General features: G+C 36.7%; 23 protein-coding genes. 21 read left to right on the forward strand and 2 right to left on the reverse strand.

All coding sequences use genetic code 11. The features are described from left to right. Positions 1-27: 27 nt before the first annotated feature. Entirely contained in the window at positions 28-1323 is a 1296-nt protein-coding gene (thiC, locus tag MUN42_RS08720) for a phosphomethylpyrimidine synthase ThiC (RefSeq protein WP_243344417.1), read from the reverse strand. A 294-nt stretch (positions 1324-1617) separates the two neighbouring features. On the opposite strand from thiC, the gene MUN42_RS08725 reads away from it, so the two are divergent. The 16 genes from MUN42_RS08725 to MUN42_RS08800 all read left to right on the forward strand — a co-directional run bounded on the left by MUN42_RS08725 (position 1618) and on the right by MUN42_RS08800 (position 20336). Then, entirely contained in the window at positions 1618-2346 is a 729-nt protein-coding gene (locus MUN42_RS08725; protein WP_243344419.1) for a hypothetical protein, read from the forward strand. A gap of 1 nt (position 2347) precedes the next feature. Then, the gene (locus MUN42_RS08730) at positions 2348-2779 is read left to right on the forward strand and encodes a hypothetical protein (RefSeq protein WP_243344421.1); all 432 of its coding nucleotides are present in this window, start codon (positions 2348-2350) and stop codon (positions 2777-2779) included. A 464-nt stretch (positions 2780-3243) separates the two neighbouring features. Beyond that, positions 3244-3387 carry a hypothetical protein gene (locus tag MUN42_RS08735; protein ID WP_243344423.1) on the forward strand — a complete coding sequence of 48 codons (144 nt, stop codon included), beginning with the start codon at positions 3244-3246 and terminating at the stop codon, positions 3385-3387. Between the two features lie 29 nt (positions 3388-3416). Next, entirely contained in the window at positions 3417-4763 is a 1347-nt protein-coding gene (gene purF / locus MUN42_RS08740; RefSeq protein WP_243344425.1) for an amidophosphoribosyltransferase, read from the forward strand. After that, complete coding sequence (locus tag MUN42_RS08745) at positions 4760-5302, forward strand: phosphoribosylglycinamide formyltransferase (RefSeq protein WP_243344427.1); 543 nt, start codon at positions 4760-4762, stop codon at positions 5300-5302. Before purF ends, MUN42_RS08745 begins: the two co-directional genes overlap by 4 nt. After that, entirely contained in the window at positions 5299-6804 is a 1506-nt protein-coding gene (purH, locus tag MUN42_RS08750) for a bifunctional phosphoribosylaminoimidazolecarboxamide formyltransferase/IMP cyclohydrolase (RefSeq protein ID WP_243344428.1), read from the forward strand. Before MUN42_RS08745 ends, purH begins: the two co-directional genes overlap by 4 nt. A gap of 8 nt (positions 6805-6812) precedes the next feature. Continuing rightward, complete coding sequence (locus MUN42_RS08755) at positions 6813-11711, forward strand: phosphoribosylformylglycinamidine synthase (RefSeq protein ID WP_243344430.1); 4899 nt, start codon at positions 6813-6815, stop codon at positions 11709-11711. Then, positions 11711-13162: an IMP dehydrogenase gene (gene guaB, locus MUN42_RS08760; protein WP_243344431.1), complete on the forward strand. Its 1452-nt coding sequence runs from the start codon at positions 11711-11713 to the stop codon at positions 13160-13162. The genes MUN42_RS08755 and guaB overlap by 1 nt, the downstream gene beginning before the upstream one ends. A 9-nt stretch (positions 13163-13171) precedes the next feature. Continuing rightward, the gene (gene purE / locus MUN42_RS08765; protein WP_243344432.1) at positions 13172-13648 is read left to right on the forward strand and encodes a 5-(carboxyamino)imidazole ribonucleotide mutase; all 477 of its coding nucleotides are present in this window, start codon (positions 13172-13174) and stop codon (positions 13646-13648) included. Continuing rightward, positions 13648-14670: a phosphoribosylformylglycinamidine cyclo-ligase gene (gene purM / locus MUN42_RS08770; protein WP_243344433.1), complete on the forward strand. Its 1023-nt coding sequence runs from the start codon at positions 13648-13650 to the stop codon at positions 14668-14670. The genes purE and purM overlap by 1 nt, the downstream gene beginning before the upstream one ends. A gap of 8 nt (positions 14671-14678) precedes the next feature. After that, positions 14679-15362: a phosphoribosylaminoimidazolesuccinocarboxamide synthase gene (locus MUN42_RS08775; protein WP_243344434.1), complete on the forward strand. Its 684-nt coding sequence runs from the start codon at positions 14679-14681 to the stop codon at positions 15360-15362. 62 nt (positions 15363-15424) lie between these two features. Then, on the forward strand, positions 15425-17080 hold the full coding sequence (locus MUN42_RS08780) for a formate--tetrahydrofolate ligase (RefSeq protein WP_243344435.1): 1656 nt from the start codon (positions 15425-15427) through the stop codon (positions 17078-17080). Between the two features lie 123 nt (positions 17081-17203). Beyond that, entirely contained in the window at positions 17204-17755 is a 552-nt protein-coding gene (locus tag MUN42_RS08785) for a hypothetical protein (RefSeq protein WP_243344436.1), read from the forward strand. Further along, a complete protein-coding gene (locus tag MUN42_RS08790) occupies positions 17725-18090 on the forward strand; it encodes an ABC transporter transmembrane domain-containing protein (protein WP_243344437.1) in 366 nt (121 codons plus the stop codon). The genes MUN42_RS08785 and MUN42_RS08790 overlap by 31 nt, the downstream gene beginning before the upstream one ends. A gap of 10 nt (positions 18091-18100) precedes the next feature. Further along, positions 18101-18778, forward strand: a complete 678-nt coding sequence (locus MUN42_RS08795) for an ABC transporter ATP-binding protein (protein WP_243344439.1) — start codon at positions 18101-18103, stop codon at positions 18776-18778. A gap of 253 nt (positions 18779-19031) precedes the next feature. Further along, the gene (locus MUN42_RS08800) at positions 19032-20336 is read left to right on the forward strand and encodes a sodium-dependent transporter (protein ID WP_243344440.1); all 1305 of its coding nucleotides are present in this window, start codon (positions 19032-19034) and stop codon (positions 20334-20336) included. An 88-nt stretch (positions 20337-20424) separates the two neighbouring features. On the opposite strand, the gene MUN42_RS08805 is transcribed toward MUN42_RS08800, so the two are convergent. Then, positions 20425-21183: a DeoR/GlpR family DNA-binding transcription regulator gene (locus MUN42_RS08805; RefSeq protein ID WP_243344442.1), complete on the reverse strand. Its 759-nt coding sequence runs from the start codon at positions 21181-21183 to the stop codon at positions 20425-20427. Positions 21184-21338: 155 nt separating this feature from the next. Between MUN42_RS08805 and MUN42_RS08810 the strand changes: the two genes are divergently transcribed. The 5 genes from MUN42_RS08810 to MUN42_RS08830 all read left to right on the forward strand — a co-directional run bounded on the left by MUN42_RS08810 (position 21339) and on the right by MUN42_RS08830 (position 26050). Next, complete coding sequence (locus MUN42_RS08810; protein WP_243344444.1) at positions 21339-22139, forward strand: ABC transporter permease; 801 nt, start codon at positions 21339-21341, stop codon at positions 22137-22139. Beyond that, positions 22121-22912, forward strand: a complete 792-nt coding sequence (locus MUN42_RS08815) for an ABC transporter ATP-binding protein (protein ID WP_243344446.1) — start codon at positions 22121-22123, stop codon at positions 22910-22912. The genes MUN42_RS08810 and MUN42_RS08815 overlap by 19 nt, the downstream gene beginning before the upstream one ends. 19 nt (positions 22913-22931) lie before the next feature. Beyond that, entirely contained in the window at positions 22932-24017 is a 1086-nt protein-coding gene (locus MUN42_RS08820; RefSeq protein ID WP_243344447.1) for an ABC transporter substrate-binding protein, read from the forward strand. 87 nt (positions 24018-24104) lie between these two features. Then, a complete protein-coding gene (locus MUN42_RS08825; RefSeq protein ID WP_243344449.1) occupies positions 24105-25199 on the forward strand; it encodes a class II fructose-bisphosphate aldolase in 1095 nt (364 codons plus the stop codon). 14 nt (positions 25200-25213) lie between these two features. Next, positions 25214-26050, forward strand: a complete 837-nt coding sequence (locus tag MUN42_RS08830) for a triose-phosphate isomerase family protein (protein ID WP_243344451.1) — start codon at positions 25214-25216, stop codon at positions 26048-26050. Positions 26051-26060 lie beyond the last annotated feature (10 nt).

Raw genomic sequence — 26060 nt, forward strand, 5'->3', positions numbered from 1 at the left:
CTTTGCTTATTTTTATAAAACTTTAACTTATAAAATTACGTCCTTGCCATCAAGGATTAGGTTCATATTCTTTACTGAACACATAGCTCCACACATGGTGCAGGTGTTTTCTTCTTCTGGGAGAGATGAGTCTCTATACCTTTTGCATTTTTCTGGGTCAATGGCAAGCTCAAACATTCCCTTCCAGTCAAGGGCTTGTCTTTTCTTGCTCATTTCGAGGTCCCAATTTCTTGCATCCTTTAGTTTGGCAATATCACCTGCATGGGCTGCTATCTTGCAAGCAACTATGCCTTCCTTAACATCGTCTACATCAGGAAGCCTAAGGTGTTCTGCTGGGGTTACATAGCACAAGAAGTCTGCCCCATGGCTTGCAGCAATAGCTCCACCTATGGCTGATGTGATGTGGTCATAGCCAGGTGCTATATCTGTTACCAAAGGTCCTAGGACATAGAAAGGTGCATTGTGGCACAACTTCTTCTCGAGTTTTACATTCATTTCTATATCGCTTATTGGCACGTGTCCTGGGCCTTCTATCATAACTTGGACGTCTTTTTCCCATGCCCTCTTGGTTAGCTCACCAAGGGTAATTAGCTCAGCAATTTGGCTAGGGTCAGTCGCATCATGGATACCACCAGGTCTTAGTGAATCACCAAGTGATAGGGTAACATCATATTCTCTAAGGATATCTAGGAGTTCATCATAATATTCATAGAAAGGATTTTCCATATTGTTCATATGCATCCAACCAAATAAGAGAGAACCACCACGAGATACTATTTCATTGACCCTCCTATTTCTCATAAAAATTTCTGCATTGGCCCTATTGATACCACAATGGATAGTAACAAAGTCTACTCCATTTTCGGCATGGTTTCTTACAACATCAAGGAATTCTTCAGCCTTTATAAATGATAGGCCCTTGTCAAGAAAACCTACTGCATCATACATTGGTACAGTTCCAATCATGGCAGTTGATTTTTCGATTAGTTTTTTTCTAAATTCTTGGGTCTTGCCGTAGTTTGATAGGTCCATGATAGATTCTGCACCCATACTTAGTGCCATATCTACCTTTTGCATCTCGAGCTCTAGGTCGTTTAGGTCTTTTGAGATACCTAGGTTTACGTTAATCTTTGTCCTAAGACTTGTACCTATTCCTTCTGGAGAAATAGAATTGTGGTTTTTGTTCCTAGGGATAACTATCTCACCCTTGGAAATCTTTTCTAGTAAAAATTCTTCACTAACATTTTCCTTCTTTGCAACGATCTTCATTTCTTCTGTTACAAATCCAGCCTTAGCAGCTTCCATTTGTGTTTTATATTTCATAAATTAAAAAAACCTCCTAAAATATTATAGGAGTATAAATATGCTTCATCCCTTGCAGGCATTACCCTGACCGGTTTGATGGTCGAAGTCTAACTTCCTCTCAGCACATAGCTCCCATAGATCATTAATTTACATATCTATTATATACGATATTTATATAATTGTAAAAACATATGCTAAATTATATAAAAACTATATGGAATAATGCTTGAGGCACTGTCAAATATATGAGGAGTAAAAAATTGTTTATTAGTATGTAAATCGGGTATAAATTTATTGAAAAGGTTGTATTAATTGAATAAAAAAGATGAGAAACTAATGAATAAATTTCTAAAAAATATAACTTTTATAACTATTTCTTCATTTTTAATATTATCTCCATTCAAAAATGTAAAAGCTGATAATTTTAATGATGAAACGGAAGATAATTATTCTTACATATCTATAAAACGTTTCGATAAACCTATTGATGTATTAGATGTTAAAACTGTTGAAGACAATTTAAAAGTGTCTAATTCTTTAACTAGAATGACTAACCATCAATTAAATGAAGTTATTAATTATGTTGCAGATAATGATAGTGGTATATCAACATACGCTTCTTATAATTTAAACAATGCTTTAAAAATAGCATGGAAAGCAGCGGCACAAATAGCTATAAATAATGGGTATCCATTGGCTAGTACTCTCGTAATATCTTCTGTTGACGATATTGATTACTATGAACAGAATGGTGCTTTTTCTCAAGCTATCAAAAGAACAAATGTTTATAAAAGAATACAGTCTGGATCTGGAAGTGACAAGTTTACTCCAAGTGATAGTAAAAATTTATACTATGTAATCCATGCTTTCGATTATCATAATAGTAAAACTAATCGATTATCTATTTCAGGAACATTTGATTTTTCTCTTAACACAGATTACCAAAATATGTTTTCCACACTAGTTAATAACTGGGGGTATTTAAATCAAAAAAAGGAAGTATTGAAACCTATAATAGTTAACATAGAAATGGAGAAATAAAATGATGATTAAAAGAAAAAAATATATCCCCTTTTTAATACTTGTAGTATTTGGAGTATGTCTAATATTTTTCAACCTAAAATCTAGTGTTGAGAATGTCCAACCTGCAAAGAGGATATTTAAATCTGAAAGAGCTTTTGGAGATGATCACTTCGATATATACCTAATAAATTCTAAGGGAAAGCAAGCAAGCGATTGGAAAAAAATAGATGATGACTATTATATAAAATCGAAAAGGTTCAAACAAATGATGGAAAGTTATAAATCTGAAATAGAAGATTATGATCTCTTGTCAAATTCGATATACCAATTAGAAAAAGACATCAATACTGTTTACTCCTACCAAGAAAATATCGACAAAGAAGGCCACAGAATCTTATATATTTATAACAGTGATTTGGATAAGGGATATATCTTAGATTTTCAAATTTAAGGGAGTCTTTTTTATAAAGAGTCTAAAAATAATTTTGTGTATCAACCTAAATCCTGATGAAAAGGCAAGGATTGATATATTTTTGTATCAATCTTGTCCATTTCTATAGAAATGGAGTTTATATTAATTTTACACAACTTTAATAAACTGTTAAATCTTTATAAAAATTTGTAGCTGTTTTTAAAATTTATTATTTGATATTAGTATGAATCATTTGATACTAAACTAATTATAACAAATCTAATTATATTCTACTAATTACTAAATTATCTTATAATAGGAATTGATAAAAATTTTTTGATAAGTACAGTATGAAAAAACAATTTGCTCTATAGCGTTAATTAAATGATACGTTGTATAATTTCTATTAAATTCTAATCAAATTTGGAGGTGGCTCTTCTTGACATATAATTTTTTAATTATATAATAACATCATACAAAATTTAGGGGTAGTGGAGGGTATTATGAATTATTTTATTTCTAAAAATAAAAATCATTCTTTTGATGAGATCATCATGTTCTCTTTGCTTGCCTATGTAAAAAAACTAAAAATGTCAAAAGATAAGTATGCCTATAAGGGAGTCCGCTTGGACTCCCTTTTTTGTTGAACTAGGGGAGGAGATATGGAAAAGAATTTATGAGTGGAGTTGTAGGAATTGTATCTAAGAAGAAGGTAGGAAAGGAATTACTTTTTTCCCTTAATTCTATCCAACATAGGGGACAAGACAGCGCAGGAATTATAGTTTCTGATGGCAAGAACCTAACTAGGATGAGGGGATCAGGTTTAGTAAGTGAAGTTTTTTCGGAGAAGAACTTAAATAAAATAGATTCTCATATAGGAATTGGTCATGTTAGGTCTTCACCAGAAGGACTAAATCAAGACTATAATATAGAACCCTTGTTTTCTTTTATAAAGGGTGAGGAGTTTTCTATTGGTAATGATGGCAATATTATGAATTATAAGTCTTTAAAACAGGATCTAGAGAATGAAGGGATTTCCTTCCATACTCATACTGACAGTGAACTTATTATCTTCCTTATAGCTCGTTATTTTAAAGGAGATATAGTAGAGGCCATTAGAAAGACTATGGCTAAGCTTATAGGAGGCTACTCTTGTGTAATAGCTATGCCTGATAAGCTTATAGCCTTTAGGGATAGGCTTGGTATTAGACCATTAATGCTTGGTCATAATGAAGAAAATATTGTAATAGCATCTGAGAATTCTGCCATTGAAATCCTAGGGGTTGATGACTATAGAGACCTAGAAGCTGGAGAGATTATTGTAGTAGATAAAGACGGATTCAAATCCTATAAGATGGAAGAAGACCTTAATCCTAGACATTGTATATTTGAATATGTCTACACATCAAGACCTGATGCCAACATAGATGGAATTAATTCTTATATGTTCCGTAGGAGGTGTGGGGAGATCTTATTTAAGGAAAGTCCAGTAGATGTTGATCTAATTTGTCCAGTGCCAGATTCTGGTACACCATCAGCTATAGGCTATGCTCAAGCATCTGGGATTCCTTTTGCTGAAGGGCTTGTTAGAAACCGTTATATGGGTAGGACCTTTATAAAGTGTACCCAAGAGGAAAGAGAAATTGCTGTTAAACAAAAACTCGCCCCACAAAAGGCAGTAATTAAAGGAAAGAGGATAGTCTTGGTGGACGACTCGATAGTAAGGGGTACTACTTCCATCAATTTGATTGAGCAAATTAGGGCAGCCGGGGTCAAGGAAATTCACTTGATGATTACTTCTCCTCCTTTCAAGTATCCTTGCTACTATGGGGTAGATACTCCTAACAAGGAAAACCTAATGGCTAGTAGGCTAGATGTCGAAGAGATGAGGGAAGCTATAGGAGTTGATAGTCTACATTTTATTAGCTTAGAGGGACTTATCAGTGCCAGCAAGACAAATGGAGAAAGTTTCTGTAAGGCTTGTTTTACAGGCGATTATGCCAAATATGGAGAGAAGATTTGAATTTAGCAGTATTTATATCAGGAAGAGGTAGCAACCTAAGGGCCCTCCTCGATGCCCAAAGGGAAGGGTATTTTTCTAGCAAGATTTGCCTAGTAGTCTCCAATAAGGAGGCCGAGGGCCTAGACTATGCTAGGGAAGAGGGAATTGACTACTTAGTAAGTAAGGACGATAAGGAGATTATAAGGACTATGAAGGATAAAAACATAGACCTTGTAGTCCTTGCAGGCTACCTTCCTAAGATTAGCAAGGACTTGATTGACAATTTCACTCTTATTAATATCCATCCATCTCTCCTTCCAAAGTATGGGGGCAAGGGATATTATGGAATGAATGTCCACAGGGCAGTATTTAAGAATGGTGAGAAGACTAGTGGTGTTACCGTTCATTATGTAAATGAAAAACTTGATGATGGCAAGATTATACTTCAACGTGAAATTGATATTAGCAAGTGTGAGTCAGCAGAAGAAGTAGCAGATGAAGTATTAGTAGTAGAGCATGAGATACTAAAAGATGCGATAAAGTTATTGGAGGAAAAATGAGAGCTTTATTATCAGTTACAGACAAAACAGGAATAGTTGAATTAGCTAGGGGACTAGAATCTCTTGGAGTTGAGCTTGTATCCACAGGTGGAACCTACAAGCAAATAGCAGATGCTGGTGTAGATGTTATAGAAATTGACAAGATAACAAACTTCCCAGAAATCCTAGAGGGCAGGGTAAAGACCCTATCACCTTATGTTCATGGGGGCATCCTCTACAAGAGAGATAGCGAAGAGCATGTTCATACAGTAGAAGAGCTAGGAATAAAGCCAATAGACATAGTGGTAGTTAACCTATACGAATTCCAAAAGGCCCTTGAGTCCAAGGACCCAGATAATATCATAGAAAATATTGATATAGGTGGACCTTCTATGGTTCGTTCAGCTGCCAAAAACCATAAGGACGTACTTATTGTAACAGATCCAGAAGACTATGAAGACCTTCTAGATAGACTAAAAAATAATAATATAGATCTCGCCTACAGGCAAAAATTAGCTATGAAGGCCTACAGCCTTACAGCCTACTATGATTCAATAATAGCTAGGTACTTCCAAGACTTGACAGGGGAAGAAGCTAATTACAAAACTTATGGATTCAAAAAAGAAGAAGAACTAAGGTATGGAGAAAATCCAGGCCAAGGAGCAGCACTCTACAATGACACTTATGTTAAGGGACTTCTTGATACAGCAGAAGTTATCCATGGCAAGAAGATGTCCTATAACAACTACAACGACCTAAACCCAGCAGTAGAGCTTGCAAAGGAGCTTGGGGATAGGGCAGTAGTTGCCCTAAAACATCAATCACCTTGTGGGGTTGCAGTAGGAAGTGATATCTATGATTCCTACATCAAGGCCTATGAATGTGATAGCCAATCAATCTTTGGTGGAATAGTAGCAGTAAATGGAGTGATTGACGTCAAGACTGCCCAAAAGATGTCTGAGATCTTCCTAGAAATAATAGCTGCTAGAGACTTTGAAGAAGAAGCCTTGGAGATTTTATCAAAGAAGAAAAATGTAAGACTAGTTAAAATTGACTTTGATGTAGATTCAGTTAAGGAAGAAATTAGATACCTAAATGGTAAGGTCCTAATCCAAGAAAAGGACTTTGCAGAAGACGAAGTAAATATAGTAACAGAAACAAAGCCAAGTGATGAGGACATAGCAGACCTCTTATTTGCTCAAAAGGTCGTAAAATATGTCAAGAGTAATGCCATAGTTGTAGCCAAGGGCAAGAAGACTTTAGGATGTGGTGCAGGTCAACAATCTAGAGTATGGGCCTTGGAATCAATCAAAGACCACTTCCCAGAAAGAGATTTTGAAGGAGCAGTACTTGCAAGTGATGCCTTCTTCCCATTCTCAGATACAGTAGAAATGGCAAATGATATGGGCATAAAATCAATTATAGAACCAGGTGGATCTATCAGAGATCAAGATTCAATAGATGCCTGCAACAAGTACGGCATATCAATGGTATTTAGTAAAGCTAGACATTTCAAACATTAAGGGTGGATATGAAGATATTAATTATAGGGTCAGGTGGAAGAGAATATGCCCTGGCCCAAAAAATACAAAAAGAAGATAGGGAAGTAATACTCGCTCCAGGTAATGGAGGAAGTAGTCAAGAATTTAGAAACGTTGATATAAGTGTAGAAGATAATGAGGCCCTAGTAGCCTTTGCCAAGGAAGAGAATATCGACTACACCATAGTAGGACCTGAAGTACCTTTGTGTAATGGGATAGTAGATGATTTCCAAAAAGAAGGCTTAGAAATATTTGGAGTAAACAAAGAAGCCTCTCAATTTGAAAGCTCCAAGATCTTTACCAAGTCTTTCTTAGAAAAATATGGAATCAAGACAAGCCCATACCTTGCGACAAGCGAGCCTGATGAGGCTATGGACTTTGCAAGGACAAGTCTTGATAAGAATTCTCACCTAGTTATAAAAAGAGATGGTCTTGCCCAAGGCAAGGGAGTTTCTATAGTTGATAATATAGATGAAGCTCAAGCAAAGATTAAAGAAATACTAGACCAAGATCAAAAAATCCTCCTAGAAGAATTTGTATCTGGCTTCGAGATGAGCCTTCTAGTCCTAACCGATAGTGAGGATTACCTAGTCCTTCCTAGTGCCAAGGACCACAAGAAGATCTACGAAAATGAGGGAGGTCCAAATACTGGAGGCATGGGAACTTATGCACCAAATATCGAGGCTGATGCTTATGTTAAGGATATAAAAGAAAATCTATTACCAAAAATCATAAAGGGCTTTAAGGAAGAGGGCATAGACTATCGTGGAGTCCTATTTATAGGATTTATGATTAATGAAAATGGTGCCTATGTCTTGGAATTTAATGTAAGATTTGGAGATCCAGAAACTCAAGTTGTCCTAGAGCTAATCGATAATGATATCTTGGACCTCCTAAGGGCAACTAGCTCAAAAAAACTTGGTCAAGTCGACCTAAAGACAAACAACAAAAAGGCTATCTGCCTAGTCCTTGCTTCTGGAGGCTACCCAGGAGCCTACGATAAGGGCAAGGAAATTACCTTTGATAATGGAATAAAATCCCAAGTCTACCATGCAGGAACAGAATACAAGGATGGAAAATACTACACAGCAGGTGGTAGGGTCCTAAACCTCATAGCAGTAGGGGATAGCTTTGACGAAGCCATAACTACCCTCTATGAGGATGCAGAAAAAATCCACTTTGATGGCAAATATTATAGGAAGGACATTGGCCCTAGGGTTAAGAGAGTTTATGTTTGTAAGAAAGATAGGTTCGACCGTCTAAGTCCATCCATAAAAAAGGACCTAGAGACTGCCCTAAATATAAAAATCGAAGACCTCAAAATTTATAACCGCTATGATGTACAAACAAGTAGTGAAAATCTTGAGAAACTAATAGACACAGTCCTAAGCGAACCTCCTGTTGATGAAGTCTTCGCCTTTGATGAAGCCTTCAAACTACAAGCAAGTATGACATCTGCCTTGGTTAGCCAATACCTACCAGGACAATTTGACCAAAGAAAAAAAGGTGTACTTGATACAGCCCAACTTATAATCGAACAAGACGACCTAGACGTAAGAACAGCTACAGTTTATGACTTCAAGGGAGTAGACCCAAAGGATATGGCAAGGATTGAGTCCTACCTCATAAATCCTGTCGATTCTCATAGGGTTGATCTTGTAGGAGTACCAACAAGTCTAGCGGGAAAGGATGAGAAGAACTTAGAAAATATAGTATATGATGGCTTTAGGGACTATGACCTCGATGACTTAGAGAACTTTGTAGAAGAAAATTCCCTAGCCATGAATGTGGAAGACCTCAAGCTTGTTAGAGATTATTTTAGGGAAGAAGATAGAGATCCGAATGAAACCGAGATCAAAATTCTAGACACCTATTGGTCAGACCATTGTAGGCATACAACCTTCAATACCTTTATTGATGTGAACTTTGACCCTGTAAGTCTCTTGGATAAGACTATCAAGGAAACTTTTGATAAGTATGTCAAGATGAGGGAAGAATTAAATATAACAAAGCCTATTAACTTGATGAGCTTTGGTACAATCCTCGCCAAATATATGAGGGCCAATGATAACTTCAAAGACCTTGAGATATCAGATGAAATCAATGCCTGCTCTATTTATACCAAGGTCAGAGTGGTTAAGGATGGCAAGGAAAGCCTAGAAGATTATCTCTTGATGTTTAAGAATGAAACCCACAACCACCCAACAGAGATAGAGCCTTTTGGTGGAGCGTCAACCTGTCTAGGAGGAGCTATAAGAGATCCATTATCTGGTAGGTCTTATGTATATCAAGCCATGAGACTTAGTGGAGCTGGCAATATCTTAGAAAACTACGAGGACACCCTAGATGGCAAGTTGCCTCAAGCAAAGATTACCAAGGAAGCTGCTAAGGGTTATTCATCCTACGGCAACCAAATAGGTCTTGCTACAGGACTCGTTGATGAGTTTTATCATCCAGGCTTTAAGGCAAAGAGGATGGAACTAGGAGCAGTAGTAGCTGCAGCACCTAGCAAAAATGTAAAAAGACTTACTCCAGAAGTAGGTGATATAGTTATCCTACTTGGAGGAAGGACAGGTAGGGATGGTATAGGTGGAGCCACAGGATCATCCAAGTCCCACAAGGTTTCATCAATTAAGACAGAGTCAGCTCAAGTACAAAAGGGTAATGCACCAGAAGAAAGAAAGATTCAAAGACTCTTTAGGAGAGAAGAAGTAGCAAGCCTTATCAAAAAGTCAAATGACTTTGGAGCAGGTGGAGTATCAGTTGCCATAGGCGAGCTATATGATGGACTTGATATTTACTTAGACAAGGTCCCTCTCAAATACCAAGCCTTAAAACCAGTAGAGATTGCCATATCAGAATCTCAAGAAAGAATGGCGGTAGTTATTAGAAAGGCTGATAAGGAAAAATTCATCTCCTATTGTAAGCAAGAAAATATAGAAGCTACAGAAGTTGCTACAGTAACAGATGATAGGAGGATGACCCTCTACTACGAAGACCAAGTTGTAGCAGACCTATCCTATGACTTCATAAATACTAACGGAGCTAGTAGATATCAAGATGTAAAGGTAAAGAGTGAAGAAATCCCTGACCTACTTACAGAAAAATCATCAGATCCAAGTCTTTTCTATGACAAGGTAGCTGATCTAAATATAACATCCAAGAAAAACCTAATCGAAATCTTCGATTCAAGTATAGGTAGGGGCACAGTCCTATCTCCTCTAGGAGGAAGAAAGCAAGTTAACCCTTCACAAGTTATGGCTGCCCTCATACCAACAGATAAGGGTAGGAGCAAGACGGCATCTATTATGGCCTATGGCTATGACCCATACCTAGCAGAAGTTAGCCAATACCTAGGAGGATACTATGCAGTTATCGAGTCAATCTCAAAGCTTGTAGCAGTAGGATCTGACCTCGAGCAAATTAGACTAAGCTTCCAAGAGTACTATGAGAAATTAACCGACCCTTATTCTTGGTCCAAGCCACTAAAGTCCCTCCTAGGAGCTTTTGAGGCATCATCCTACTTTATGATGCCACCTATAGGGGGCAAGGACTCAATGAGTGGAACCTTTGAAGATATAACAGTCCCACCATCCCTAGTATCTTTTGCTATAACTACAGAAGATGTTGAGCATATTATAAGTAATGACCTAAAGGGCAAGGGAAAACTTGGTCTAATCTCAGTTGACTACCTAGAAGATGGTAGGGTTGACCTAGACAAGCTAAAGGCTAATTACGAATTCTTGATAAAAGACATTAGGGAAGGAAATATAATTTCTGCCATAGCCCTAGATAGGAAGGGACTCCTAGCAGATATCTACGAACAAGCCCTAGGTAATACTGGCTTTAGCCTAGACTATGACAACCTATATAGTCCAATGTATGGATCCTTTGTTGTTGAATACCTAGAAGATAGGGACTTCATAGAAGAAATCGGTAGCTTCTCTGAAGATATAATAGTAAATGGCAAAGACCTAGATAAGGCTCGCTTGGAAGAAGCCTACCTCCATACCCTTGACCCAGTCTTCCCTCCAAAAGATGACGTATCCTATGAAGAGCTAAATCCTTGTAGGATAGAAAGAAGACTAAAGAGCAAGAAACCAGTTGATGAAGTAAGGGCCCTTATCCTTGCTACACCTGGTACAAACTGTGAATGGGATACAATGAGGGCACTTGAAAAGGCAGGAGCTAAGGCAGATATATTAGTATTTTGTAACCAAAACCAAAAGGATATAGAAGATTCTATCGATAAGCTAGTAGATGGCCTGGGCAAGGCTCAAATATTTGCCTTACCAGGAGGCTTCTCCCTAGGAGATGAACCAGATGGATCTGGTAAGTTTATAGCCAATATCCTAAGAAATGAGAGAGTATCTCAAGCTATTGATAAATTCTTGGATGAAGATGGCAATGATGGTATAATCATAGGAATTTGTAATGGCTTCCAAGCCCTTATGAAGACAGGCCTATTGACCAATGGTAGGGTGGCTGACCTAAAGGATACTGACCCAACCCTTACAGTAAACACAGTGCCAAGGCATATAGCAAGCTTTGTTGAGACAAGACTTATTACTGACAATAGCCTATGGACCACAGGACTTGATAAGGATAAGACCTATAAAATGCCTATAAGCCATGGCGAGGGTCGTTTTATAATAAATGAGGAAACCTTCAAGGAATTCTTGGCTAATGACCAAATATTCTCAGTCTATGAGAAGTCACCAAATGGGTCAGACTACAATATCGAAGGAATAATATCCAAGGATGGAAAGATTTTAGGAAGAATGGGTCACCAAGAAAGAGTTGATGATGACCTATTCAAGAACATATATGGTATTGAAGAAGAGAAAATCTTTGACAATGCGGTTAAATTTTTTAGAAAGGAAGACTAATGCAATTTTTAGGAGAAGGACTAACATTTGATGATGTACTTTTGGTACCAGGCCCATCAAATGTTCTACCAAACGAAGTAGATACCAAGACACGTCTTACAAAAAAAATCAAACTAAATATCCCCCTACTTTCTGCAGGAATGGATACAGTAACAGAATCCAAGATGGCTATAGCCATGGCTAGGCAAGGGGGCATAGGCATCATTCATAAGAATATGTCTATAGAAGAACAAGCTAAGCAAGTAGATGTAGTAAAGAGGTCAGAGCATGGAGTTATAACAGATCCCTTTTATCTAAACCCTGACAATATTCTCCAAGATGCCCTAGATATCATGGCAAACTACAGGATATCTGGTGTTCCTATAGTAGATGAAGACATGCACCTAAAGGGCATCCTTACCAACCGTGATGTTAGGTTTGAAGATAACCCTAATGTTATAATAGGCGATATTATGACTTCAGAAGGACTTGTTGTTGGCTATGAAGGAATAACCATGGAAGAAGCTATAAAGCTTATGGAATCTAAGAAGGTAGAAAAACTTCCTATAGTTAATGATGATAACATCCTAAAGGGCCTAATCACTATCAAGGATATAGAAAAATCTAGACAATATCCAAACTCTGCCAGAGATTCTGAAAACCGTCTTTTGGTAGGAGCTGCAGTAGGAATCACTAACGATATGATGGAGAGGATAGCTGCCCTAGTTAAGGCTAAGGTTGATGTAATAACTGTAGATACAGCCCATGGCCATTCTAGAAATGTAATCAAAGCTATCAAACAAATAAAAAGCAAGTACCCAGACCTTCAAGTTATAGCAGGTAATGTAGCAACAGCTGAAGCCACTAGAGATTTGATAGAAGCTGGTGCTGATTGTATTAAGGTAGGTATAGGACCTGGATCTATTTGTACAACTAGGGTTGTAACTGGTATAGGGGTTCCTCAAATAACAGCCATCATTGACTGTGTAGAAGAAGCCAACAAGCACGATATCCCAATAATAGCAGATGGTGGTATCAAGTATTCAGGAGATATAACCAAGGCCCTTGCCTGTGGAGCAAGTACAGTAATGGCAGGCTCTCTCTTTGCAGGAACTGAAGAATCCCCTGGAGATACAATCCTCTACGAAGGTAAACAATATAAGGAATACCGTGGTATGGGTTCTCTTGCTGCCATGAAGGCAGGATCAGGAGATAGGTACTTCCAATCAAATACCAAAAAATATGTACCAGAAGGTGTAGAAGGACGAGTAGCCTATAAGGGACCTGTTGGAGAAGTAATTTACCAACTTATGGGTGGACTTAAATCTGGTATGGGCTATGTGGGTAGTGCCAACCTTGAAGAACTCTATGAAAAATCTAAGTTCATAAAGATTAGTAGCGCAAGCCTTATCGAAAACCATCCACACAACATAACCATAACCCGTGAATCACCAAACTATTCTAAAAACTAGGAGGAAAAAATGACAGATGTTAAAGTAATAATGGGATCTGCATCAGATATAGATATTGCAAAGAAAGTAACCAAGACCCTAAAGGAATTTGACCTAAGCTATGAGGTTGAAGTTATATCAGCCCACAGGGCCCTTGATGTCTTAAAAGAATCAATCGAAAAAGACGATGCAGAAGTTTATATAGGCATAGCCGGCATGGCAGCCCACCTTGCAGGAGTTATGGCTGGTATGACTATAAAACCAGTTATAGGAGTTCCTGTAGCAGGCTCTAAGACAGGAGGATTTGATGCCCTCTTGTCTATGGTACAAATGCCTAAGGGAGTGCCTGTTGCAACGGTTGCCCTAAATGGTGGAGAAAATGCAGCAATACTAGCAGCTCAAATCCTAGCCTTATCTAATGAAAAACTTAAAGAAAAGTTAGTCAACTACAAGAAGGAAATGAGAGAAAAAGTTCTAGCAGATGATAAAAATCTTGAGGAAATCTAATGGCTGGACTAACTTATAAAGACGCTGGAGTAGACAAGGAAAAGGGCTACGAAGAAGTTAAGCTAATAAAAAACCTTGTAAAGAAGACCTATAGCAAAAATGTCCTCACCGACCTTGGGGGCTTTGCTGGTCTCTTTCAACTAGACCTAAGTGATATCAAAGAACCAGTCCTCATAAGTGGAACTGATGGGGTAGGAACTAAGATCAAACTTGCTATGGAGATGGACAAGCACGATACAGTTGGAATAGACTGTGTAGCTATGTGTGTCAATGATATAATTTGCCAAGGAGCAAGACCTCTATTTTTCTTAGATTATATAGCAACTGGAGAGCTTGAACCTGCTAAGATGAAAAGCCTAGTAAGTGGAGTAGTAGATGGCTGTATGGACGCATCCTGTGCCTTGATAGGTGGAGAAACTGCAGAAATGCCAGGCATCTACGGTAAGGATGACTATGACCTAGCAGGCTTTGCAGTGGGCCTTGCTGACAAGGCAAGAATCATAACATCAAAGGACCTAGAAGTAGGTGATGTAGCCATAGCTATCAAGTCATCAGGTCTACATTCCAACGGATTCTCCCTTGTTAGAAAGGCCATGGAAGTCGCAGGAGTTTCACTTGATGATAAGTTTGATGAAAATAGTTCAATAGGAGAAAAATTATTAACTCCTACTAAGATATATGTCAAAGAAATTCAAAATTTGATGGGCCAAGTTAACTTAAAGGCTGTATCAAATATAACAGGAGGCGGTTTGTACGAAAATATACCTAGGGTACTAAAGGATGATATGGACTGCGAATTTGTCCTAGAAAGGGATGATGTAGATCCTATCTTTAAGAAAATCCAAGAATGGGGAGATATATCAACCGATGAGATGTATTCAACCTTCAATATGGGCCTAGGTATGGTAGTGTTTGTTGGAAAAGAAGATGAAGCAAAGGTCCTTGAGATCCTAGGAGATCAAGGCAAGACAGTTGGTCAAGTTACTAAAGGAAATAAGGAAGTAAAAATAGAATTAAGGTAGGTAATAATATGAAAAAAATATATACAGGAAAAACAAAAGACGTTTATGAAATCAATGACAAGGAAGTTCTATTAAAATTTAAGGATGATGTAACAGGAGAAGATGGAGTATTTGATCCAGGTGCTAACCATGTAGGATTAACCATAGAAGGAGTTGGCCACCAAGCTGTTTCAATGACCAAATATTTCTATGAACTCCTAAACGAAAAGGGACTATCAACCCACTTTATCTCAGCTGACCTTGATAAAAATGAAGCAGTAGTTAAAAAAGCTGAAGTCTTTGGTAAGGGAGTTGAAGTTATAGTTCGTTACTATGCGGTAGGATCCTTTATCAGACGTTATGGAAGCTACATTGAAGAAGGAACCAAGATTAATCCTTATGTAGAAATTACCCTAAAGGATGATGATAGGAATGACCCACTAATAACAGAAGATGCCCTAGACCTTCTTAACATAATGAACCACGAAGAATATGAAACTCTAAAACAATTAGCTCTTGATATAGGACAAATTGTAAGAGAAGAACTAGCTAAAAAAGATCTAGAACTCTATGATATAAAATTCGAATTTGGTAGAATAGAAGATGGAAAGATTGCCCTAATCGATGAAATCTCTGGTGGAAACATGAGAGCCTACAAGGATGGCCAATATATTGAACCACTTGAACTAGAAAAAATCTTCTTAGGAAAATAATAAAATGGAAAGTCAAGCTCCATATCATTACTAGGTAGGGGGCTTTTTAAAAAGGAGGGACTATGAAAACAGATATTGAAATAGCAAGAGAAACTAAGATGAAGGATATAGGCGAGATTGCCGAAAATCTTGGCATCAAAAATTACGAAAAATATGGTAACTACAAGGCAAAAATCTCCCTAGATGAGCTAGATGATAGCAAAAAAGATTCTAAGCTAGTCCTTGTTACATCAATCAACCCTACACCTTTTGGGGAGGGAAAGACTACAGTCAACATCGGCCTATCAATGGCCCTTAATAAAATCAACCAATCAGCTATCTCAATCCTTAGAGAGCCATCCCTAGGACCTTGCTTTGGTATAAAGGGGGGAGCAGCGGGAGGTGGCTACAGCCAAGTATTGCCAATGGAAGATATCAACCTCCACTTTACGGGAGACTTCCACGCTATAACTACTTCCGTTAACCTAGTAGCAGCCATGCTAGATAACCACATCTACCAAGGCAATGAAAAAAATATAGACACCAACAAGATTGTATGGAAGAGATGTCTTGACCTAAATGATAGGGTGCTAAGAGATGTAGTAGTGGCTCTTGGCAAGAAGACTAACGGGGTTGTAAGGGAAGATGGCTTTGATATAACAGTAGCTACAGAGATGATGGCAGTATTCTGCCTATCAAATAATCTAGAAGACTTTAGGGAAAAAGTTTCAAAAATGATAGTGGCCTACGACTTCGAAGATAATCCTGTTACAGTAGATGACATAGGAGCCACAGGATCTGTAGTAGTACTTATGAAAGATGCACTAAAGGCAAACCTAGTTCAAACAACAGAAAACACCCCTGCCATAATCCACGGTGGACCATTTGCCAATATAGCCCATGGGTGTAACTCAATTATAGCTACCAAAACAGGCCTTAGCCTAGCTGACTATGTAGTAACAGAAGCAGGCTTCGGGGCAGACCTAGGAGCTGAGAAATTTAATGATATAAAATGTAGACTAGCAGGACTAGAACCAGATTGCACAGTTATAGTTGCTACAATCAGGGCCCTCAAATACCACTCTGGTATGAAGATGGATGATATAGAAAATGAAAACCTTGACTACTTAAAAACAGGCTTTGTCAACCTACAAACCCATATAGAAAATATGAAAAAATATGGCAAGAACCTAGTTGTAGCCATAAATATCTTCCCATCTGATACAGAAAAAGAAATAGCCTTACTCAAAGAACTAACAGAAGAGCTTGGAGTTAGGGCAATAGAAACAAGAGTCTTCTCTGATGGAGGAGAAGGGGCAATAGATTTAGCTAAGGAAGTAGTAGAGCTTTGTAAGAAGGATAATGACTTCTCTATGCTTTACCCAGATGAGCTTGGTATAAAAGAAAAAATTGAAACTATAGCTAGAGAAATATATAGGGCAAGTGGAGTAGAATTTTCTAATAAGGCTAGCAAAGAAATCGAAAAAATCGAAAAATTGGGCTATAGTTCATATCCAGTTTGCATAGCCAAGACCCAATACTCCTTAACAGATGACCCTAAAAACCTAAATCCAACAGAATCCTACAAGATAAATATAAGCGATATAAGACTTAATGCAGGAGCAGGCTTTGTAGTAGCCATCACAGGAAATATTATGACCATGCCAGGCCTACCTAAAAAGCCAGCAGCCTTTGGCATAGACATTGACAAAGAAGGAAATATAGTAGGCTTGTCATAGGCTAGATTAAATTTTATTGATTAAAATATATCTTGTAAGTAAAATAAAATAGAAAATAATTTGTAGCACCCTTACTAAATTTATTTTGGTGGGGGTGTTTTTCAATATTTAAGGGGTGATACTATGTTTACATATTTAGCTAAGACTAACAAAAAATATTTTTTATTAGGCTTTGGACTCTTGATACTTTTTTCCTTAGATAGACCAATCCTTGCTTATCTTATAATGTATGATACAAAACTTGCTGATGGGAGTCTTGACTTTTCCTGGTTTAGCTTGATTTTGCCAAACTTCATCTATCTCTTGTATTATTTTATGACTAATTATTATTCTGAGTTGTTCTTGGATAAGTTTGAAGTCGCATCAAGGCATAAGTTAAATTATGAGTTTTATGCGAGTCTTATAAAAAATCCAAGAAATGCTAGTAATTCTGAGATAGCTACTATTTTTACCAACGACATACCAGTAATAACAAGCTCCTACATATCAGGTATGATGTCTATATTATATCTCGTAATTTCGTTCTTTGGATCAGTTATGATTTTATATTCGATAAATGTAAAAATCCTTATTTACCTTATACTAATATCGGTTATAACCTTTACCTTCAAAGAAGAATCGCTAATGCCCTCCAAGACCAACAAGTGGATTTCAATAAGAAAGTTACTGGGATAATAGGCTCTGTCAATGAAACATTCTCGTCTATAGGTCAGATAAGGATTTATAGGCTTGAGGATAGGCTTATTAAGAAATTCAAAAATAAATCCCAAGAAGCTTGCAAAAATTTATATGACTTGACCTTGTCAGAAGATTTGGTTGAAGTTGTCAATCAATTTTCTGCAACCCTAATAGAGGTCGGTCTCTATGTTTTGGGAGTCCTACTTATATTAAGAAACGAGCTTTCAATCAATGCCCTCTTATCCCTAGTGGTTACTTCATCGACTGTGACCCACCCCCATATATGCCTTTTCCAGAACTGCTGCCAAGTTTTCAAAAACCAAAAAGCTTAGAGAAAAAATTATGGATATTATTAATGAGGATAAGGACGAGGACGAAAAAAGATATAAAATCAATGATATTCAAGATATAAGACTTAATAATTACCAAGGAAGGTATGGGGACAAGCCTGTCAATAAAAAGCTTGACTTTGATATAAGTAAATCCGATAAGGTCCTAATCCAGGGGCAAAATGGGGCAGGCAAGTCGACCTTGATTGATAGTATAATTGGTTTTAATAGGACTTATCTGGGGGACATTTTGTATAATAACAAGGACCTAAGACTTATAGATTTAGCAAGTCTGTGGGAGAGGATATCCTACGTTTCTCAAAAGACCTTAGTTTTTGAGCAGAGTATAAGGAATAATATAATCTTAGATAAAGACTTTGATAACGATAAGTACACTAAAATAATCAAAAGCCTGGGTCTTGATAGGCTTGATGATGGTTTGATAGTTAATGAGAAACAAAATAACCTATCAGGTGGCGAGATTCAAAAAATCCTCATAGGTCGTGCCATCTATAAGGAAAGTGATTTGGTAATAATGGACGAGCCATTTTCTGCCCTTGATAGTGCTAGCATAAAAAGACTAGTATCAAGGGTAAGAGATGATGACAGGACTTATATAATCATAGCCCATAACTTGTCTAAGGAAATAAGGGAGAGTTTCGATGAGGTTATTGAGATAGAAAAATTATAAACACATACTTATTAAATATAGAAATGTTAAAGAGTGTGGCTGCTTATTTTCCTAGGCAAGTCATGCTCTTTTTTGTTGAAAGTTTTTGCTTGGTTTTGGAAAAAACTAGAAGCTTATTGGAAATTATTTGAAGGTGGATTATTTTACTGACTTATCTATAAATTTTCATAAAAAATTTTGAAATCCTGATAAAAAAAGTATAATACTTATATACTTTAAAGGGGTATAGTTTTGAAGTTTAAAGGAGAATTACATGAATAAGTTTAGTTCAAAAATTGGTTTTGTCTTGACGGCAGTTGGTTCGGCTGTTGGTATGGCAAATGTATGGGGCTTTCCTTACAAGTTCCAAGAGGGTGGCTCGGTTTTTTTAATATTTTATTTGATATTTATTGGCTTGTTTTCCTATGTAGGTCTATCAAGTGAGTTTGCCATCGGAAGGTATGCTGGTACTGGAACCCTTGGAGCCTATGAGAAGGCCTTTACTAGTAGGAATAAAAATAGCAAGCTTGGCAAATTTATTGGGTTTATTCCCCTCGCTGGATCGCTTTTGATAGCCATTGGTTATTCTGTTATAGTGGCCTATGTTTGTAAGGCCCTCTTTAATTCCCTCACAGGGGAGCTAATGGAGGTCAATACGACTCAATGGTTTGAGTCATTTTCCAATAATGATTATTCTGTTGTTGCTTTCCACCTTATAGTAATAGTCTTAACCCTTATTACCTGTATAGGAGGAGCTACTACCATAGAGAAGTCTAATAAGATAATGATGCCTATATTTTTTGTTTTATTTTTGGTCTTAGCCATTAGAATTTTGACCTTGGATAATGCCATCGAGGGCTATAAGTATATGTTTAGATTTGATAAGGATGCCCTATCCTTAAAGACGGTAGTTGCTGCCATGGGCCAGGCCTTCTTTTCCCTTTCTGTAACTGGTAGTGGAATGATAGTTTGTGGAGCCTACCTAAGCAAGAAGGAAGATATAGTATCAGCCAGTAAGCTTACAGGCCTCCTTGATACCATAGCCTCCTTGCTATCATCTTGTGTAATAATCCCTGCTATTATGATCTTTAGCATGGACCAAGTTGGTGGACCTGGCTTACTATTTCAAGTCTTACCTACTATCCTTCAAAATATGTTTTTAGGAAGGCTCTTTGCCATAATCCTTTACCTAGCTGTAATAGTAGCTGGCATATCATCCCTCCAAAATATGTTCGAGGTAGTGGCAGAGTCCTTGATGAAGAGATTTCCAAAAATCAAGAGAAACCTAGCCCTACTTCTTATAGGTATTATAGTATTTGGCATAGGTGTAAATATGGAAACTATCAACAAGTGGGGACCTTTTATGGACATAGTATCCATATATATAATCCCAATCGGTGCAAGTATCGGAGCCTTCACATGGTTCTATGTCTTTGCCAAGGATAAACTCCTAAAGGAAATCAACCTATCAGCCAAGAAGACCTACGGAGACACCTGGTATAAGATAGGCAAATTCGCCTACACACCAATCGCCATAATCCTATGTATCTTGGCCTTGGTATTTAAAATTTCTTTCTAAAATAATCCTTTCATATAAAAATAAGGGACTCTCGCAGGTTGATTATTCTTGCAAGAGTCCCTTTTGTAATAGAAAATTAATAAGAAAATTATTGCCAAATAACGTCAGTGAAGGGTTTTAAACTTTTGATAAATTCATCATCTGGTTTTTTGTCTGTAACTATATAATCAAATTGGGTTGGCTTGTAATTAGATACAAAAGATTTTTTATAAAACTTCGAAGAGTCAGCCATAAGTACCTTAACGCTTGAATTTTGTAGCATGATTTTCTTGATCTCAGCAAGGTCATTATCAGCCTCGTAAACATTTAAATTATCTAGGCACTTGCAAGATATAAAGACATAATCAGCATAAAAGGACTTTAAAAAATCATAAACTTGAAGGCCTACTAGGGAATAGCTGTTAAACTTGAGGGTCCCACCTGATAATAGGCACTTAACATTAGAGTTATCGTATAAATTTTTGGCTATTTCTATACTATTGGTCAAGACGACTAATTGCTTATAATTTTTAAAATACTTGGTCAAGTAATTTGTTGTGCTTGAGTCATCTAAATATATTGACAGGTCATCTTTTAAGAAATACTTATCGCACAAGTTAGCTATATATTGTTTCTCATCGACATTCCTATTTTGCCTAATAAAGCTAGAATATTCGCTATTGGTATTGGAAGAAAGGGTAACCCCTCCTCTAATTTTTTTAAGAAAGCCAGCACTTTCCAGGTAATTTATATCCCTCCTTAGGGTTGACTCGGAACTATATATTTTTTTGCTAAGATCTTTTATACTAATTGTTTTTTCTTCAGTTAGAATAGATTTTATTTTTTCGTATCTTTCCTGTGGTATCATACTTAACAATCCTCTTTTGAAAAATTTTGAAAACTTTTGAAATTATTATACTTCAAAAAAAGGTTTTTTTCCATTGTGACTTCTAAATTTGCGATGTTTCTTATAATCTGTTATATTATAGTTAATAGAAGAGTTAATAGGGTTATTAACTGCTTATGAAAATATTTGCATTGGAGGATGAGATGAACAATCATAAAAAGAAAAAGGTCATAAATGATAAAGTTTGGATCTTAATATCAATAGCCATAGCATTTCTTGTATGGTATTTGCTATCAATTGGAGAAGTCACTCAAAGAAGTTTCCCTTTTATAGACAAGGTTGTTAATGCTATTGGCAAAATGGTTGAAAGAGGAGTACTTTTTCAAGATATTAAAAGTTCATTATTATGTGTAGTTGCAGGATTCTCTTTGGGATTTGTAACTTCTTTACCAATTGCTTTCCTAATGGCATGGTATAAGCCAGTTCAAAAAATTCTTGAACCATGGATCAATTTTATTAGAAATATACCAGCACTAGGTTATGCTCCACTACTAGTAATTACTTTTGGTGTTGGTAAGAAACCTGCTATTATACTTATTTGGATTGCTACCTTTATGACTATGAGTATCACTATTTATCAAGGAATTAAAAATATCGATGTAACTTTGATAAAGGCCGCAAGGGTTTTGGGGGCTAGTGACAAGGACATATTCTTCAAAATAATTTGTCCAGCAGTAGTTCCTTTTATAATAACAGCCGTAAGACTTGGACTAAGTGCTGCACTTACTACGTTATTAGCTGCTGAGTCAACAGGCGCACAAGCTGGTATTGGTATGAGAATTAGATCTCTATCAAATTCATTCGAGTCAGATGGTATGCTAATGTACATAATTTTACTTGGTATAATAGGATTGATTTTAGTTAAAATTACAGATTTCATTGAAAGGAGACTAACAGGGTGGCAAGAGAAGATTTAGATGTCAAACTAAAAATTGATAATGTGTATAAGGAATACACTACTAGAAAGGGCAAGGTGATAGCCCTAAATGGTGTAAATTTAGATATCAAAGAAAATGAATTTATTTGTGTAGTTGGGCCATCAGGCTGTGGAAAATCAACCCTACTAAATAATATAGCGGGGCTTGATACACCTACTTCAGGTACTATCTACCTTGATGGTAAACCAATAGAAGGTACTGGTGTAGAAAGGGGAGTTGTCTTCCAACAATATGCACTATTTCCTTGGAGAACAGTTCTAAAGAATGTAATGTTTGGACTAGAGATCAAAAACGTTCCTAAGGATGAAGCTGAGCAAATAGCTAGGAAGTATATAAAATCTGTAGGACTTGAAGGCTTTGAAGATTCTTATCCAAAGGAACTTTCTGGAGGTATGAAGCAAAGGGTAGCTATAGCTAGGGCCTATGCTGTAAATCCAGAAGTCCTATTGATGGATGAGCCATTTGGAGCCTTGGATGCCCAAACCAGAGTCCAACTCCAACAAGAGCTACTTAATACATGGCAAAATGAAAAGAAAACTTGCTTCTTTATAACCCACGATGTAGAAGAAGCTGTTATACTAGCTCAAAGAGTTGTAATAATGAGTGCAAGACCAGGAAGGATAAAGAGAATAGTTGATATAGATATTCCTTATCCTAGAACACAAGAGATAAAGACTTCACCAAGGTTTGTAGAACTTAAAAATGAGATTTGGGATGAAGTATATCAAGAATTTTTGGAAGTAAGAAAATAAAAATATAAAGGAGAAAATTATGAAAAAAATGGTTAAACTTATGGCGATGGCAGCTGCAGTATTTACACTAACTGCATGTGGTGGATCAGGTAACGAGGCTCAAGAAGCTCCTAATGAAGCTAGCACTCCAGAAAATGTTAGCGTAGAAGAAAACGCAGAAGCACCTAGTGGTGAAGAAACTGAAGCAGCTACAGAAGAAAACAAGGAAACAGTGGACTTAAATGTTGCCTACATGCCTAACTATGCATCACTTTGGCACTTGGTAACAGCAGTAGATAAAGGATTCTTTGAAGAAGAAGGACTCAATGTAACATTAACAGAATTTGCTGATGGTCCATCGGAGATAGCAGCTATGGAAGGTGGAAGTGTTGATATAGCATATATAGGCCATGGTGCTCACAAACTAGCAATCGAAGGCAATGCAAATATCATAGTTCCTTCATCAGTTCATAATACTGACAAAATAACAGTCCTTCCTGATAGTGGTATAGAAAAAATTGAAGATATCAAGGGCAAGAAAATAGCTTATACAGCTGGATCATCATCAGAGACAGCCCTAACAAGTGCCTTATCTAAGGCAGGTCTAACTATGGAAGATATTGACCCATACGAAATGGATGCTACAAACATGGTTGCTGCTATGATGAGTGGATCAGTAGATGCTTGTACTGCTTGGAACCCATACGATTCTCAAATATTAGAAAATGTCGAAGGATCAAAACAAATTGAATTTGCGACAGATTCAGTTAACCTATCAAGTTTTATCGCTCTTCCAAAATATGTTGAAGAAAATAGAGACATCGTCCTAAGATTCTCTAGAGCAATATATAAGGCTATGGAATTCTCATCTAAAGAAGAAAATTGGGATTATGCAGTAGGTCTATATGCTAAGCAAACAGCTAAAGACAAAGAGGCTTCTATGGTTGAAACTTCAGATGCTACTTGGTTCTCAGCAGAAGATGTTAAAACAGGCATAGAAGATGGCACAATGAAAGAATACTACGAAAAACAACAAAAAATGTTTATAGACAGTGGTGACGTAGCTGAAGAAAGACCTGTTGAAGAATACGTAGAATTTGATCTAATGAAAGAAGCTTTGGAATAATATTTGAATTTGATCTATAAAGAAATGATGGGAAGATTTTTATAATCTTCCTATTATATTGACAAATAGAAGAAATTAGGAGATAAAATGACATTAGTTAAAGGAAAAGACTTACTCAAAGAGGCTGAAGAGAGGGCCTATGGACAAGCTGCTTTCAATATAAATTTTGTAGATCAGGTTGATTCAGCCATTGAAATCCACGAAATATTGCACGCACCCTTGATACTACAAGTTGCAGATCCGGCCCTTGGATTTTTTGGGGGAGGATATGATTTCAAGAATTCAACCCTAGAGCAAAAGAAGAGGGGAGCCAAGATAATAGCTGACTATGTGAGGGATAAGGCAGAGAAAACTGATATACCAGTAGCCCTCCACCTAGACCATGGAAGAAACTTTGAAACCTGCAAGGCTTGTATAGATGCTGGCTTTACTTCAGTCATGTATGATGGTTCATCCCTACCATTTGAGGAGAACATAGAAAATACAAAAGAAGTAGTAGACTACGCAAAAGAATATGGTGTAAGCGTAGAAGCAGAACTAGGGGTTTTGGCAGGAGTAGAAGATAACGTAGTTGCCAAAAACTCTACATACACTAATCCCTTGGAAGCACTAGAATTTGTAAGGAGAACAGGAGTTGACTACCTAGCAATATCTTACGGTACAAAACATGGCTCCAATAAGGGTAAAGACGTAAACTTGAGTACAGACATAGTAACTGCTATAAAACAATTATTCTTATTTAACGATATAGATTGTCAACTAGTATCTCACGGATCATCCACAGTTCCAAAATATATTGTAAAAGATTTGATGAATTATGGTTTAGACCTATCAGGTAGTGAAGGAATTAAAATATCCCAAATTAAAAAAGCTATAAAGGCTGGTATCAATAAGATAAATATCGATACAGATATAAGGATGGCAACAACTAGAAATATCCTTAGTTTGCTAAAGAAAAATCCTGAATTATTAGAAGATGAAAGATATAAATTTGTAGCTAATTATTTGAAAGATAATCCTAATGATATAGATCCTAGATCATCCCTCAAATATTTTATGAATGAAGTTAGCCAAGGCCTAGGTGAAAAAGATCAGGACCTCAAAAAGGCTATGAAGGATGGGGTCTTTGAGATAATGGGTCAAATTATAGTTTTATTTAACCAAGTAGGCAAGGCTAATTAAAGATGGAGAATAAAATGAAACATATTCATTTAAATTTAAAAAGATTTGATATAAAGAAGGAATATGGTGGGGTAAATACCAATGATGATATAAATCAATGGGCTAGCTCTATAATAAAAGCTAGTGAAGCTGAATTAAAGAAGATAGCTTGCGAAAAAGATGTAGAATTTACAATGTATTTCCCAGAAATTCATCTTCTTAATGCTATAAATGCTAGGCAAGATTCCAAATCTTTTTCAATAGGCTGCCAAGGAGTCTATGAAGAAGACTCTTCAGTAGGTGGAAATTTTGGAGCCTTTACAAGCCATAGGACAGGAAATTCTATGAGGCAAGCGGGAGTTGATTCAGTAATAATAGGACATTTGGAAGAAAGACTTGGTCTAAAGAATGTCCTAAAGGAAGGGTCAGTGATAGACTTCTCTAGTGTAAACAGGATACTAAATAAGAGAGTAAAAAAAGCAGTTGAAAGTGGACTCAAAGTCTTATTTTGCATAGGTGAGACCCTAGAAGAAAGAGATAATTGGAAGGAAGTACTAAAAGAAGCTATTGAAGTCGGACTTTCTGATGTAGGAAGAGAAAATATTATTATAGCTTACGAACCTGCCTGGGCAATAGGACCAGGTAAGGTACCACCTACTAGCCAAGAGATAAAAGAAATTGTAGACTATATTAAAAGCGTTGATAGTAGTTTGGAAGTTCTATATGGTGGAGGACTCAAAAAGGACAATGCCAAGGACTTATCAGAAATAGAATCTCTCGATGGTGGACTAATAGCTTTAACCCGATTTAGTGGAGATATAGGATTTTATACAGACGAATATTTAGAAATTATAAGAGAGTTTTTATATTAAAGGAGCAAAA

Source organism: Anaerococcus sp. AGMB09787, assembly GCF_022808955.1.
GTDB lineage: Bacteria > Bacillota > Clostridia > Tissierellales > Peptoniphilaceae > Anaerococcus.

Coding starts and splice junctions, on each gene's coding strand:
- MUN42_RS08805 (WP_243344442.1), bottom strand. CDS start 21,183: ATGATACCACAGGAAAGATACGAAAAAATAAAATCTATTCTAACTGAA.
- thiC (WP_243344417.1), bottom strand. CDS start 1,323: ATGAAATATAAAACACAAATGGAAGCTGCTAAGGCTGGATTTGTAACA.
- MUN42_RS08775 (WP_243344434.1), top strand. CDS start 14,679: ATGAAAAAAATATATACAGGAAAAACAAAAGACGTTTATGAAATCAAT.
- MUN42_RS08795 (WP_243344439.1), top strand. CDS start 18,101: ATGGATATTATTAATGAGGATAAGGACGAGGACGAAAAAAGATATAAA.
- purE (WP_243344432.1), top strand. CDS start 13,172: ATGACAGATGTTAAAGTAATAATGGGATCTGCATCAGATATAGATATT.
- MUN42_RS08810 (WP_243344444.1), top strand. CDS start 21,339: ATGAAAATATTTGCATTGGAGGATGAGATGAACAATCATAAAAAGAAA.
- MUN42_RS08825 (WP_243344449.1), top strand. CDS start 24,105: ATGACATTAGTTAAAGGAAAAGACTTACTCAAAGAGGCTGAAGAGAGG.
- MUN42_RS08830 (WP_243344451.1), top strand. CDS start 25,214: ATGAAACATATTCATTTAAATTTAAAAAGATTTGATATAAAGAAGGAA.
- MUN42_RS08820 (WP_243344447.1), top strand. CDS start 22,932: ATGAAAAAAATGGTTAAACTTATGGCGATGGCAGCTGCAGTATTTACA.
- MUN42_RS08785 (WP_243344436.1), top strand. CDS start 17,204: ATGTTTACATATTTAGCTAAGACTAACAAAAAATATTTTTTATTAGGC.
- MUN42_RS08800 (WP_243344440.1), top strand. CDS start 19,032: ATGAATAAGTTTAGTTCAAAAATTGGTTTTGTCTTGACGGCAGTTGGT.
- MUN42_RS08730 (WP_243344421.1), top strand. CDS start 2,348: ATGATGATTAAAAGAAAAAAATATATCCCCTTTTTAATACTTGTAGTA.
- purF (WP_243344425.1), top strand. CDS start 3,417: ATGAGTGGAGTTGTAGGAATTGTATCTAAGAAGAAGGTAGGAAAGGAA.
- MUN42_RS08735 (WP_243344423.1), top strand. CDS start 3,244: ATGAATTATTTTATTTCTAAAAATAAAAATCATTCTTTTGATGAGATC.
- guaB (WP_243344431.1), top strand. CDS start 11,711: ATGCAATTTTTAGGAGAAGGACTAACATTTGATGATGTACTTTTGGTA.
- MUN42_RS08780 (WP_243344435.1), top strand. CDS start 15,425: ATGAAAACAGATATTGAAATAGCAAGAGAAACTAAGATGAAGGATATA.
- MUN42_RS08755 (WP_243344430.1), top strand. CDS start 6,813: ATGAAGATATTAATTATAGGGTCAGGTGGAAGAGAATATGCCCTGGCC.
- purM (WP_243344433.1), top strand. CDS start 13,648: ATGGCTGGACTAACTTATAAAGACGCTGGAGTAGACAAGGAAAAGGGC.
- purH (WP_243344428.1), top strand. CDS start 5,299: ATGAGAGCTTTATTATCAGTTACAGACAAAACAGGAATAGTTGAATTA.